The sequence below is a fragment of the Collimonas fungivorans genome, assembly GCF_028292705.1.
Classification (GTDB): Bacteria; Pseudomonadota; Gammaproteobacteria; order Burkholderiales; family Burkholderiaceae_D; genus Collimonas; species Collimonas fungivorans_B.
This window is the reverse complement of sequence record NZ_JAQGLV010000290.1, coordinates 1-13,338: the sequence shown is the minus strand read 5'-3', so window position 1 is coordinate 13,338 and position 13,338 is coordinate 1. Positions and strand designations below refer to the sequence as shown.

Here is a 13,338-nt window from a genome sequence, read left to right as displayed (position 1 = left end):
CCATGTCCCGTCGGGCGAAAAAAAAGACCGATGCTGTCGCCAGCACCGGTCTTTTTTATCGCCTTGCTACAGCAGGCCTGGCAGCGATCATGCTTGCACAGGGCGCGGCAGGATCAGCGGCTGCGGCGCTTGCCGCGGCATGCCGGTAAATGCGAAGTCGACTTCCGGCCGGCGGCCCGAGATGATCTCGGCGATGGCGCGGCCGGAACCGCAGCCCATGGTCCAGCCGAGCGTACCGTGGCCGGTGTTGAGGAACAGGTTGCTGATCCTGGTCTTGCCGATATACGGCACGTTGGATGGCGTCATCGGCCGCAAGCCGGTCCAGTAAACCGGATTGTCGTAATCGCAACCGTCGGGGAACAGCTCGCGGGTGCGGCGCGTGATCGCTTCGCAGCGGGTGGTGTTGAGTTCGCGCGTGTAGCCGTTCAGTTCGCAGGTGCCGGCCACCCGCAGGCGGTCGCCCAGGCGCGACACCACCAGCTTGTAGCCGTCGTCGGTGAGCGAAACGCTGGGCGCCGCATCCGGGTTGGTGATGCGGTAGGTGGCGGAGTAACCCTTGCCCGGATAGATCATCAGCTCGATGCCGAGCGGCTTCAGCAGCGGCGTCGAGAAACTGCCCATGGCGACCACGAAAGCATCGGCATGCAGCACTTCATGGCGGCCGTCGGCATTGATGACCTCGACTCCGGTGATCTTGGCGCCGGCGCCGCTGCCTTCGGTGATCAGGCGGGTGACGCTGGTGTTGTACTGGAACTTCACGCCGGCTTCGGCGGCCTTGTCGGCCAGGCCGGAGGTGAATTTGTAGACGTCGCCCGATTCATCGGTGGCGGTAAAGTCGCCGCCGACGATCTTGTCGCGGATGCGCGCCAGCGCCGGTTCGATCCTGACTACTTCGTCGGCGCTGATGGAATCGCGCGGGCACCCCAGGTCGCGCATCAGTTGTGCGGCAGGCAGCGAGATGTCAAATTCTTTTTGTTCGGTATAGAAATGCAGGATGCCGCGCGTCAGGCAATCGTAGTCGACGCCGGTTTCGGCGCGCACGGCTTGCAAGGTCTGGCGGCTGTATTCGCAGATGGCGACGATCTGGCGGATATTGTCATTGGTGCGCGCCGGAGTGCATTCGCGCAGGAAATTCAGCGCCCACTTCCATTGCAGCCATTCCGGGCGGAAGCGGTACAGCAGCGGCGCATCTTCCTGGCCCAGCCATTTCAGCACCTTCAGCGGCGCCTGCGGATTTGCCCAGGGCTCGGCATGCGACACTGAAATCTGGCAACCGTTGGCAAAACTGGTCTCTTGCGCCGCGCCGGGCTGGCGTTCGATCACTGTCACATCGTGACCTTCCTTGTTCAGGAACCATGCAGAACTGGTTCCGATAACGCCAGCGCCCAATACAATTACTTTCATCTCATCTCCAAAAACCACTGTTTAATTACTCGCTGATGGCTGTCGAGCCACCATTTCAATAGCGCTATTGTAAGAAAACAGAGATTTTTTAGGCGATCAAAATGAGATCTGTTTTTTTTACTTTTATCTACCGTACTGCTAAATGTGATTAGGAAACAAAAAATTCAGACTAAATGTTTGTTTTTTTTAATTTGACTAATTCCAGGCTCACCGCACGGGAAATTACCTCGTCCAGGGTCTGGTGCAAACCTTCCCTGATTTGCGCCGCCATGCCTTCCACCGCGGTCTGCAAAACATCGGCCAGGCCGTCGCGCACCCTTTGCTCGATGACAAAATCGATGCGGTCCTGCAGCTGCTGCAGCACTTTTTCCCTGACTTCCGCTTCCAGCCGCTCCCAGTCATGCTGGCTCAGGGTGCGCGCCGCGGTTTCTTCCTGCCGTACCTTGGGCAGGTCAAAACTGCCGTCGTCGTCCACCGCGGCGGGCGCAGCAGCCACGCTTGTCGCGGCAGCTTGCGGCGTTTCTATAATGTCGGTCAAAGTCGGCAGCGGGACAATGACCTCGGTCAATAAAGGAATATTGGCGTCGAGATTGCTCATTACAGATTCCTTTATAGCTATACGTTGTCGGCTACGAAATGGGTCAAGGGGTAACCGCGTTGCTGGTAGAAGCGGTAGCGATCGCGGCCGCCAGCCTTGTCGTCGTCGGCCAGCGAGATGATTTCGAACATTCTTTCGAAACGGGCGAAATGCTGCGGCGTCTTGCCGGACAGGTTGATCAGGATCTGGTGATGCGGCCATCCGGTTTCTTCGTCGGCGGCCAGGATCACCGGGGTTTGCGCCGCCAGCGGGTCGCCGGCCCTGACGTGGGGCAGGAAGTCGTGCTCGGAAAACGTCCAGAGCGCGCGGTCGAGCGTCGCCAGATCCTCGGTGCTGCTGCCTAATATGACGATCTGGCGTTGTGCCGCGCGCGCTTTACGCACCAGTCGGCAGGTGTACAGGAACTTGTCCGAAATATTGGTGTGAAAGTCGATTTGCGTCATGAATAGTATTGGTAGGACGGTAGCGTCTTAAAAACGAAATCCGGGTGGCGCGTTGCCGGCTGCCGGCGGCGAGTCGCCATTGCTGGCGCTGGCGGCGGCCGGGGCTGCACTTTTGCCGGGAGCTGTGACGCTAGGGGAGGCGGCGACCGGAGCTGCATTGCGATAGGTTTTTGGCAAGCGGCTGGTTTCCGGATAGCCGGCGGCTGTCAGCGCCGCGCCCCAGGCGGTAGAGGAAAAACCGCTTTCCTTGTTGCGGCCGACTGTCAGTATCGGCAGCTGGTTTTCACTGGTGACCTTGCGCAAGGCGGCAATATCTTCATTGCTCTTGATGGTCTTTTCGCTGAACGGGATGCCGCGTTCGTTCAGCATTTTACGGCCATCGTCGCATGGAATGCATTTCTCCGAGCTGTACAGGGTGACCGGACTGTTCTTGGCCGCCTGCGCCAGTTCGTAGGGCAAGCCGTCGTTGACGTCGCTGATGCCGGCGCCGGTTTTCTGTTGCACAATGTTACCCTGGTTGCCCTTCGCCGGCGGGATGTCGCTATAGGTGACTTTGCCGTCGGGGCCGGTCGATTTGTACAGTTGCGCTTGCGCGCCGGCGGCCAGCGTCAGCAGAAAAACCGTTGCAGCGAATTTAGTCCCAGCTTTCATCCTTTTTCCCCTATTGTAAGAATCGCCGTTGTACAGCGAAGCGTTGTACAGCCAAGATTTGGTAGTGGTATTGCATCGATCCAGTTGATTTTCCAGTTGCTTCCTGCTTCTTTGATTACTTATGCCGCCATGCCGCTATGGCGCAGCAAGGCGTCTATGTTTGGTTCGCGTCCGCGGAAAGCCTTGAACGATTCCAGCGCCGGGCGTGAGCCGCCGACGGCAAGGATTTCGGCGTGGAATTTCTTTCCAGTCTCTGCCGACACCACGTTGCCGCCGCGCGAGGCGGCTTCTTCAAACGCGCTGTAGGCATCGGCCGACAATACCTCTGCCCATTTGTAGCTGTAATAACCGGCAGCATAACCTCCGGCGAAAATGTGGCCGAACGAATGCTGGAAGCGATTGAAGGGGGGCGGGCTGATGACCGCGATCTTGCTGCGCACCTGGTTGATCACATCCTGCACGCTTTGGCTGCCATACGGATCATAGTCGTCGTGCAAGCGCATGTCGAACAGGGAAAACTCGACCTGGCGCAAAGCCTGCAGTCCGGACTGGAAATTCTTGGCGGCGGTCATCTTGTCGAACAGCGCGCGCGGCAAAGGCGCGCCGCTTTCCGCTTCCGATGTCATGTGCTGCAAGACATCCCACTCCCAGCAGAAATTCTCCATGAACTGCGAAGGCAGTTCAACTGCATCCCACTCGACGCCGGATATGCCTGACACGCCGATCTCGTCGACCTGGGTCAGCATGTGGTGCAAGCCATGGCCGAACTCATGGAACAGGGTGATCACTTCGTCATGGGTAAACAAGGCCGATTTGGCCGCGCCGTCGACTATCGCCGGCGCCGTGAAGTTGCAGGTCAGGTAGGCGATCGGGGTCTGGATTTCGCTGCCGAGGCGGCGCCGGGCGCGCGCGTCGTCCATCCAAGCGCCGCCGCGCTTGCCGTTGCGGGCATACAAGTCGAGGTAAAACTGGCCGATCAGCTTGCCGTCTTTCTGGATCCGGAAAAACTTGACGTCGGGGTGCCACACCGCAGCCTGGTCGGTGCTGATGTCGACTGAAAACAGTTTCTGCACCAGCTGGAACAAGCCTGCGACAACCACTGGCTCCGGGAAATACTGTTTCACTTCCTGTTCCGAAAAAGCGTAGCGCTGTTCGCGCAGTTTTTCCGCGGCATACGCCAGGTCCCAGGCTTCCAGCGAGGCCAGGTCCAGCTGCTCCGCGGCGAACGCACGCAGCTCGGCCAGGTCCTGCTCGGCAAACGGACGGGCGCGCTGGCCCAGGTCTTCCAGGAAATGCATCACTTCGGCCGGGGTCTTGGCCATCTTGCGCACCAGCGACAGCTCGGCGTAATTCTTGAAACCCAGCAGTTTCGCTTCTTCATTACGCAAACGCAGGATCTCGACGATGTTGGCGCTGTTGTCCCATTCCGGCTTTTCACCCAGTTCGGAAGCCTTGGTGGCATTGGCGCGATAGATCTTTTCACGTAGGGCGCGGTTGTCCGCGTATTGCAGGATAGGGAAGTAAGACGGGAAATGCAGCGTAAATTTGTAGCCCGGCTTGCCGTCCTGCTCGGCGGCGGCGCGCGCCGCCTGGCGTACATCGTCCGGCAGCCCGGCCAGTTCGGCTTCGTCGTCCACAAACAGGCCGTAGGCGTTGGTGGCGTCGAGGATGTTTTCCGAAAATTTGGTGGTCAGCGCTGCGTGTTTTTCCTGGATTTCGGCGAAACGGATCTTTTTGGCAGGCGCCAGTTCAGCGCCGCCCAGCCTGAAATCGCGCAAGGCGTTGTTGACGATCTTGCGGCGCGCCTCCGACAGTTCGGCAAAATCGAGATTGTTTTTGATGGCCTTGTATTTGTCGAACAAGGCCAGGTTTTGCGCCAGCGCGGTCCAGAATTCGATCAGTTTCGGCTGGTTTTCGTTATACGCGGCACGCAGGTCTGGCGTGTCGGCTACCGCATTCAGATGGCTGACAATGCCCCAGGCGCGGCTCAGCTTCTCCGTCACGTGTTCCAGCGGGATCACAAAATTGTCCCAGGTGACGGCGTCGGTCGAGGCTTCCAGCAAGGTCACCACGGTATGCGCCTGCTGCAGTAGCGCCGCGATCGCCGGGCTGATGTCGGCCGGCTTGATCTGGTCGAATTTGGCCAGGCCGGTAAAGTCGAGCAGGGGATTGCTGGTTTGAATAGTGGTCATTGCAATTACATTCTTTCTGCGGCTTCGATGGTGTTGACCAGCAGCATGGTGATGGTCATCGGCCCGACGCCGCCTGGCACCGGGGTGATGTAGCCCGCCACTTTCTTGGCGTTGGCAAAATCGACATCGCCGCACAGTTTGCCGTTATCGTCGCGGTTCATGCCGACATCGATCACGGCAGCGCCGGGTTTGACCATGTCGGCGGTGACGATATTGCGCTTGCCGGTAGCCACCACCAGGATGTCGGCCATGCGCGTGTGCAGCCCAAGGTCGCGGGTCTTGGAATTACAGATGGTGACGGTGGCGCCGGCCTGCAAGAGCAGCATGGCTTGCGGTTTGCCGACGATATTCGAGGCGCCGACGATCACCGCATGGGCGCCGCGCACCGGGAAATTCACCGATTCCAGCATTTTCATCACGCCATAAGGAGTACAAGGGCGGAACAGCGGCTGGCCGGTCATCAGCAGGCCGGCGTTGCTGATATGGAAACCGTCGACGTCTTTTTCGGCGGCGATGGCTTCGATCACCTTATGGGCGTCGATATGCGCCGGCAACGGCAGCTGCACCAGGATGCCGTTGATCTTTGGATCTTTATTCAAGGCGTCTATGCGCGCCAGCAGGGCCGCTTCGGTCAGGTCGGCATCATATTTTTCCAGCACCGAATACAAGCCGTTGTCTTCGCAAGCCTTGACCTTGTTGCGTACATACACCTGCGAAGCTTGGCTGTCGCCGACCAGGATCACCGCCAGGCCGGGCTGTTTGCCCTGCGCGGTCAGCGCGGCGGCGCGTTTGGCGACGTCGGCGCGGAGTTGTTGGGAGAGGAGGTTTCCGTCGATCAGTTGGGCTGGCATAGTAGAGGCAATGAAAATTGAAAGCAAAGCAGGATTATAAGGGGTGCGCGCGCCGAAGACTGCGCCGGCGACGTGTTGCCGTGTGGAAATTTGTGAATATTTACTGTTTTTCTTGCCAACCCGTTCTTGCCGGCCCGCGCGAATCCGCCGGAAATTGCCGATTTGATAAAACCAGGCCTCGCCTAGCGTACTTCCTGAGCTCGCGGCCGATTGTAAATTGCTGTCCAGCCGGTATCCGACGCGTTCTTTCATTTTCGGCTATTCTCGCCTTCTACGACATCTGCATGTCACCAACCATGGCCGCAATCGTGCAACCAGCGGCCGCATGGCCAGAGCTGACAAATTTGAAAAAAAGGATGCTGAATTGACCGATCATTACACTCGCCGGCTGGCGCTGCTAGGGCAAGAGCAGCACCGCGGCTTGCTAGGCCAGGGCCTGCGCGGCATCGAAAGAGAAACCCTGCGCGTCGAAGACGACGGCCGGCTGGCCCTGACGCCGCATCCGCGCGCGCTGGGCTCGGCGCTGACCCATCCGCAGATCACCACCGACTATTCGGAATCGCTGCTGGAATTCATTACCCCGGCCGAGCATGACATTGCGACCGCGCTGACCGAACTGGACGCGATCCACCGTTTCGTCTACACCAAGCTGGGCGACGAACTGCTGTGGAGCCAGTCGATGCCGGCCCATCTGCCGGCGGAAGAGCAGATCCCGATCGCCTGGTACGGCACGTCCCACATGGGGACCCTGAAACACGTCTACCGGCGCGGCCTGGCGCTGCGTTACGGCAAGCGCATGCAATGCATCGCCGGCATCCATTACAACTATTCGCTGGCGGAAGGCGTATGGCAGGCTCTGCAGCAGGCTGAAGGCGCGAGCGGCACGGCAGTGCATTTTCAATCGGAAAGCTATATCGCGCTGGTGCGCAATTTCCGCCGCTACAGCTGGCTGTTGATGTACCTGTTCGGCGCTTCGCCGGCCTTGTCCAAATGTTTCCTGGACGGTCGCAACCATCGGCTGGAAGAGCTGGACAAAGACACCCTGTACCTGCCATACGCCACCAGCCTGCGCATGAGCGACCTCGGCTACACCAGCGAAGCCCAGGCCCGCCTGACGCCGCAGTTCAACAGCCTCGACAGCTACATCAAGAGCCTGGCGCGCGCGGTCAGCCAGCCGTATCCGCCGTACGCCGAAATCGGCACCCACCGCAACGGCGAGTGGGTGCAGATCAACACCAACATCTTGCAGATCGAAAACGAGTACTACTCGACCATCCGGCCGAAACGCGTGATCAATTCCGGCGAACGGCCGATCCAGGCGCTTTCGGCGCGCGGCGTGCAATACATTGAAGTGCGCTGCATGGACATCGATCCGTTCGAACCGATGGGCATCAACCTGGAAACCTCGCGCTTCCTCGACGCTTTCCTGCTGTTCTGCGCGCTCGACGACAGCCCGTTGACCAGCGATGAAGAAAGCCTGGAAAACACCGAGAATTTCTCACGTGCAGTGAAGGAAGGGCGGCGTCCCGGTTTGCAACTGCGGCGCGACGGCAATCCGGTCGGCCTGCAAACCTGGGGCAAGGAACTGATGCAGCGGATCGGTTCGGCGGCAGCCCTGCTCGACGCCCAGCGCAGCGACGGCGCCCATGCGGCATCGCTGGCGAAACAAAACCTCAAACTGGAATCGGTTGAACTGACGCCGTCCGCGAAGGTATTGGCGATCCTGCGCGACAACCAGGAATCATTCGCCAGCTTTGCGCTGCGCCAGAGCAAGGCGCATGCGGCTTATTTTCTGGCGCATCCTCCGAGCCCGGAAGAACGTAATTATTTCGAAACACTGGCGGCGACGTCCTTGTCCGAGCAGGAAAGCCTGGAGCGCAGCCAGACTGGCGACTTTGATACTTTCGTCGCTGCTTATCGGGCTAGCACGTTAGGTAACATGAGCGTTTAGGCAGGCATGAACCGATCTTCTCAATCAGCATTCGATCGTGATGATGTGCGCCTGAATCTTGCCGTCCACAGGACCAAGCCCGAATTGTCGGGCGATAGCTCCTTCAACGATGTCGGTTGTTTCGCCGAGCCGTGACTGGGCGCGCGCCTCGATTTCGCTACGTAGCGGCGTCCCTTGGCAGTATGCAATTGCAGGGATCCGCGGCGACGCTGCCTGGCTGCGCGCCGCGACGGTACTAATGTGGGGTGACGAGCTGAAGCCGCCGGTTCTCAGATCTCGCGCAATGGTTGCGAGGTCGTGGTAGCCATGGGGCGTACGAGTCATGAAGCGTGGAGGATCCTTGGGGAAGAGAGATTCGAGTGCAGTCGAAATGCAGTGAGCGAACTCGTTCTCTTCGATTCGGTCCCATACGTTGAAAATGAGAACGCCCCCTGATCTGAGAACACGGCGTGCCTCCGAAAATGCCTTTGACTTATCGGGAAAGAACATGACTCCGAACTGGCACACCACGGCGTCAAACGCTGAGTCGTCGAAGGGCAGTTGCGTGGCATCTGCCTGACGCCATTCCACGGGGCGCTTGGTCCCGGTCTTGGAAGCCAGGTCCAGCATCTGCTGATTGAGATCCGTGGCAACAATGGAGACGCTTTCCGGCAGCACTGATGCCAACTTGCGAGTCACAACGCCTGTGCCGGCGGCAATCTCGAGCACGCGGGCAAGAGGACGCGAAGCTACCCGATTCACCATGTCCCCAGCATACTGCTCAAAGATCAGCGGCACGAGATACTCTTCATAGAGACTCGGGATCGGACCAGCAAAGACTTTGTCGGTATCGGGACTGTTCAAGGTATTCTCCTTTGCGTCACGGCTACTACAGATTATTGAATCTACCGGCCAGCCTCCATGCCGATGATAATACGGTCACGATGAGAGGGGTGGAGAAATATTAGCCGTCAAGTCTCTTGCCTATAGGCACACAATGGCTAAGGGCAATTTCCCAGACAATTGCTGGCGTGCTTCCCGCACTGCCTGCGCCACGGCTTCCGGACCGAACACCAATCCTTGCAGCGGGAAAAAATGCACATCGCTGATACCGATCGATGCCAGTGCATAGCGCAGGTACGGCGTCAGGAAGTCAGCCTGTTTCGCCCGTTCTCCCACATGGAAACCGCCAGAGCTGACCAGTACAAAGGTCGGGCGGTCTTTGATCAGCCCGACCTTGCCTTGCGGCGTCGCGTGGAAACTGCGATTGATGCGGATCACGTGATCGAGCCACAGCTTGAGCGCGGCGGGTACGGTGAAGTTGTGCATCGGTGTGACGATGAACAGCATGTCGTGCTGTTCCAGTTCGGCGATCAGGCGTTCCGACCATTCGAATGCTTTCGCATCGGGCGCCGTTTGCGAAGTGAGGGCAATTGCATAATCGCGCCCGATTGGCGGAATGGGCGATTTCACCAGATCGCGTTCGGTGATCTGTGCGTTGTCGATGCCCGATGCGGCAATCGCTTCCATTGCAAGGCGATAACCATGGCTGGCATCGCTGTGCGGGCCGCTGTTCAATAGCAGAATGCGTGTCATGTGGTGGATTCTTGTGTAAGCGGTTCAACAAAATGCATGCCCTTGGCAAGCAGCCCATGACGAAAGTAAAAGCGCTGCGCCAGCGCCATATGCAAGCCGGTATCCAGTACAAAATGCCTGCAGTGCAGCGCGACGGCTTGTTGCCTTGCTGCCTGCAACAGGCGTTCGCCGAGCCTGGAGCGATGCAAGGAAGCTGTTACCACCAGGTCATCGACGTAAACGAAACGGCCGTATATCAGATTGTCTTGCAGCCGGTAGCCGGCAAGTCCGACGATGGCGTTATCGCGCCATGCTGCAAGCAAGCGATACCCCTGGGCTCGTTGCCGCGCGACCTGTGCGCTGTATGTCGTGCGATCGCTCAGATGCGGCCGCAATTCCTTCATCACGGAAAACGACGCTTCCAGGTCGGCGTCGCTTTCGATGTGTTTTATTTCTACCTGGGACTGCATGCATTTCTCCAGAAAATTGGCGCCGCTCTATCGTTGTGCTGGCAGAGCGGGGCGAATCGGTATTCGCGTTCCGGTTTATCGAGCCGGTTGCGACTTGCTGAACCACGCGGCAAACCCCGTGTCGCCGAGGCGCGCGCTGCCGGTTGGCGTCAGCGATTGATCGTTGATTTGTGCGCCGTAGTATGCGGCATTGGCATCCGGCACGACGATACGTTTGTCGCCGAGGGCCTTCAGGTAGCGCTTCATCAGGTCGGCGAGCCCGATTTTTTCCGGGCCGGCTGCATCGAATGTGCCGTTGATCGGTTGCACCAGCGCTGTGTCCGATACGATCGCCGCGATGTCGTCCGATGAAATCGGTTGCACATGCGCCGGCGACAGGCGGATCTCGTTGCCGATCGTGCCGGATTGCGCAATGCCGCCGAGGAATTCGAAGAACTGCGTCGAGCGCACGATGGTGTACGGCAGCTTCGATGCCTTGACCAGGTTTTCCTGCGCCATCTTGGCGCGGAAATAGCCGCTGTCGAGCATGCGCTCGGTGCCGACCACCGACAGCGCGATGTGATGCTTGACGCCGGCTGCCTGTTCGGCCGCAAGCAGGTTGCGACCGGATGTCTCAAAGAATTCGAGCACGGCCTTGTCTTCGAACGAAGGCGAGTTGCTCAAATCGATGACGACCTGTGCGCCTTTGACCACATCCGCCAATCCCTCGCCGGTCATTGTGTTGATGCCGGTGCTTGGCGAGCCGGCGACGACGTCGTAACCGAGCTGACGCAGGTTGGCGGCGACTTTCGAACCGATCAGGCCGCTGCCGCCGATGATGAGGATTTTCATGGAATGCCTTTCAATATGTCCCCATCGATCGCGACGGGCTTGTGAACCAAATTACTGAAGCTGCCGGCAATTACACTGGCATCTTGCGGAACGCGATGGCAAACCGGTTCCAGGTATTGATCGAGGTGATGAGCAGTGTCAGTTCAACCAGTTCGGCGTCGGTGAAATGCGGGCGGACTGCTTCCCACACGGTATCCGGCACGTGGTTTTGCGAAACCAGCGTCAGCGATTCGGTCCATGCCAGTGCGGCGCGCTCGCGGTCGCTGAAGAACGGGGTTTCGCGCCAGGCTGAGACGGTAGCCATGCGGCGTTCCGATTCGCCGGCCTTGCGGGCGTCGGTTACATGCATGTCGAGGCAGAATGCGCAGCCGTTGATTTGCGACGCACGCAGGCGGACCAGTTCCTTGAGCAGGATATCCAGCGTGCCTTTGTTGATCTGGTTTTCAACACCCATCAAGGCCTTGATGGCGTCTTTGTCGGCAGTGTAGAAGTCGAGGCGAGTTTGCATGTGAAGCTCCTTGGTTAGGTAAATCGAAGTAAATTGGCGTTTGCTTGAGGTGTAGTATGCGGAAATCATGGCCATGTTAGAAGGGCCAAGAAATAACAAAAGGACTAGTCCATGAAAACTGCCAAGCCCAATCTTGACCTGCACATCGATCGCGCGCTGGAATTGCCTATGTACCAACAGATATGCCAGCGTTTCAAGACTGCGATCGAGCAGGGCAACCTGCATGCGGGCGATCGCGTGCCGGCAGTACGGGCGCTGGCGACCGAACTGAATCTGGCGCGCGGCACGGTCGAAATGGCTTATCGCATCCTGGCGGACGAGGGATATCTGCAGGTCAGGGGCGCAGCCGGCACCGTGGTATCGCCGTCTTTGCCGCCGCCGGCCGTCCTCAAGCCGCAAGCCGCAATGGCCGGACAAGCCCATGCAGTCATCGTCGACCACGACGGCAAGGCGCCGAAGCCGCTGCAGATGGGTTTGCCCGCGCTCGACGCATTCCCGCGCAAGGTGTGGAACCGGCTGGTCGGCCATCGCCTGCGCAGCAGCGAAGCGGCGCGGCTGGCTTATCCCGATCCTGCCGGGTTTGACCGTTTGCGTGAAAGGATTGCAACTTACCTGGGCGTCTCGCGCGGCGTGACTTGCCTGCCGGAACAGGTGTTCATCACGACCGGCTTGCGCAATACGCTGGAACTGACGTTAAGCAGTCTTTCCACTGTCGGCGATGCATTCTGGTTCGAAGATCCCGGCTATATTTTTGCCCGCCTGTTTCTGCAAAATACCGCGGTCAAGGTGGTGCCGGTGCCGGTCGATGAACATGGCTTGATGGTGGAAGAAGGCAAGCGGCTCAGTCCTTATGCGAAATTCGCCATGGTCACGCCGTCGCACCAAAGTCCGCTTGGCGTGACGCTGTCGCTGGAACGCCGGATGGCGCTTCTGGAGTGGGCCAGCAAAGCCGGCAGCTGGATTGTCGAAGACGACTACGATAGCGAATTCCGCTACCAGGGGCGGCCGCTGCCGGCGCTGAAAAGCCTGGATCGCAATGACCGCGTCATTTACAGCGGCACCTTCAGCAAGGCGATGTTTCCGGGGTTAAGGCTGGCCTATGCCGTGGCGCCGGTCAGTGCGGTCGCACGCTTCCAGGCCGCCTCCTACAACCTGAATGCGGGCTGCCCATACCTGTTCCAGGCAGGCATTGCCGATTTTATCGCCGAAGGCCATTTCTCAAGGCACCTGAAAAAAATGCGGCTGTTGTATGCAGAACGCCGCGCGGTGACCTCGCGCGTGTTCCAGGAAGTAATGGGCGATCGGATAACGATCGATCTGCAGCCGGGCGGTTTGCACGTACTGGCGAAGCTGGCTGATCACGAAGACGATGTCATGCTGGCGGGCCATGCGCGGACGGCAGGCCTGGCCGTGCATCCTTTGTCGCGCTGGTACATCAATGCAAAGCCGCAGCAGGGATTGCTGCTGGGTTTTGCCAATGTTATCGATGAGAAGGATGCGATGCGTCTAGCGCTGAAACTCAAACAAGCATTGGAATAGCATCACGCTGGGGCCATGGCTTGCAACAAGATGTTTATCGATTACAGAGCTTAGTTAGGATTCACCAGTGGCCGATGACAGTCGCTGGCGATAGACAGCTTACGACCCCAAGGAGACGGTCACGGGTGTCCGCTTTCGGGAAGCGAAATCCGCAATCGGACCAGGCAGGGTCGGCGCCGGGACCTGTCAGGGCTTCACGAACCGATAGGCGAAGCGATCGGTCTCGCCCTTGATCGACGAATCGAACACCTTGATCGAGTGCAGATCGCCATTGTTCGCGAGCATGGTGCTCTCCGCGTCCAGTACGAAACCGGCCGCCTCCACCTCCTCGCGAACGGATGCAGGC

13 protein-coding genes are annotated in these 13,338 nt (G+C 59.0%); 2 read left to right on the top strand and 11 right to left on the bottom strand.

Annotated elements, in window-relative coordinates; genetic code table 11:
• Nucleotides 1-87: 87 nt before the first annotated feature.
• From JWQ61_RS16185 to folD, 6 genes are all read right to left on the bottom strand, one after another.
• The gene (locus JWQ61_RS16185) at nt 88-1,404 is read right to left on the bottom strand and encodes a D-amino acid dehydrogenase (protein WP_304361433.1); all 1,317 of its coding nucleotides are present in this window, start codon (nt 1,402-1,404) and stop codon (nt 88-90) included.
• Nucleotides 1,405-1,573: 169 nt separating this feature from the next.
• A complete protein-coding gene (locus tag JWQ61_RS16180; protein ID WP_304361432.1) occupies nt 1,574-2,002 on the bottom strand; it encodes a hypothetical protein in 429 nt (142 codons plus the stop codon).
• 17 nt (nt 2,003-2,019) lie between these two features.
• On the bottom strand, nt 2,020-2,445 hold the full coding sequence (locus tag JWQ61_RS16175; RefSeq protein WP_304361431.1) for a DNA polymerase III subunit chi: 426 nt from the start codon (nt 2,443-2,445) through the stop codon (nt 2,020-2,022).
• Between the two features lie 27 nt (nt 2,446-2,472).
• Entirely contained in the window at nt 2,473-3,096 is a 624-nt protein-coding gene (locus JWQ61_RS16170) for a glutaredoxin family protein (protein WP_304361430.1), read from the bottom strand.
• Between the two features lie 119 nt (nt 3,097-3,215).
• The gene (locus JWQ61_RS16165) at nt 3,216-5,288 is read right to left on the bottom strand and encodes a M3 family metallopeptidase (RefSeq protein ID WP_304361429.1); all 2,073 of its coding nucleotides are present in this window, start codon (nt 5,286-5,288) and stop codon (nt 3,216-3,218) included.
• 5 nt (nt 5,289-5,293) lie between these two features.
• Nucleotides 5,294-6,139, bottom strand: coding sequence for a bifunctional methylenetetrahydrofolate dehydrogenase/methenyltetrahydrofolate cyclohydrolase FolD (gene folD, locus JWQ61_RS16160; protein ID WP_304361428.1), 846 nt, complete (start codon nt 6,137-6,139; stop codon nt 5,294-5,296).
• Nucleotides 6,140-6,503: 364 nt separating this feature from the next.
• Here folD and gshA point away from each other — a divergent pair, with 364 nt between their 5' ends.
• Complete coding sequence (gene gshA / locus JWQ61_RS16155; protein ID WP_304361427.1) at nt 6,504-8,090, top strand: glutamate--cysteine ligase; 1,587 nt, start codon at nt 6,504-6,506, stop codon at nt 8,088-8,090.
• 24 nt (nt 8,091-8,114) lie between these two features.
• On the opposite strand, the gene JWQ61_RS16150 is transcribed toward gshA, so the two are convergent.
• The 5 genes from JWQ61_RS16150 to JWQ61_RS16130 all read right to left on the bottom strand — a co-directional run bounded on the left by JWQ61_RS16150 (nt 8,115) and on the right by JWQ61_RS16130 (nt 11,453).
• Nucleotides 8,115-8,933 (bottom strand): class I SAM-dependent methyltransferase, encoded by an 819-nt coding sequence (locus JWQ61_RS16150; RefSeq protein ID WP_304361426.1) that lies wholly within the window; start codon nt 8,931-8,933, stop codon nt 8,115-8,117.
• Nucleotides 8,934-9,053: 120 nt separating this feature from the next.
• A complete protein-coding gene (locus JWQ61_RS16145; RefSeq protein ID WP_304361425.1) occupies nt 9,054-9,665 on the bottom strand; it encodes an FMN-dependent NADH-azoreductase in 612 nt (203 codons plus the stop codon).
• On the bottom strand, nt 9,662-10,114 hold the full coding sequence (locus JWQ61_RS16140; protein WP_304361424.1) for a GNAT family N-acetyltransferase: 453 nt from the start codon (nt 10,112-10,114) through the stop codon (nt 9,662-9,664). The genes JWQ61_RS16145 and JWQ61_RS16140 overlap by 4 nt, the downstream gene beginning before the upstream one ends.
• 75 nt (nt 10,115-10,189) lie before the next feature.
• A complete protein-coding gene (locus tag JWQ61_RS16135) occupies nt 10,190-10,945 on the bottom strand; it encodes an SDR family oxidoreductase (protein ID WP_304361423.1) in 756 nt (251 codons plus the stop codon).
• A gap of 70 nt (nt 10,946-11,015) precedes the next feature.
• Complete coding sequence (locus JWQ61_RS16130) at nt 11,016-11,453, bottom strand: carboxymuconolactone decarboxylase family protein (protein WP_304361422.1); 438 nt, start codon at nt 11,451-11,453, stop codon at nt 11,016-11,018.
• Nucleotides 11,454-11,564: 111 nt separating this feature from the next.
• Here JWQ61_RS16130 and JWQ61_RS16125 point away from each other — a divergent pair, with 111 nt between their 5' ends.
• Entirely contained in the window at nt 11,565-12,992 is a 1,428-nt protein-coding gene (locus tag JWQ61_RS16125; RefSeq protein WP_304361421.1) for a PLP-dependent aminotransferase family protein, read from the top strand.
• Nucleotides 12,993-13,338: the final 346 nt, after the last annotated feature.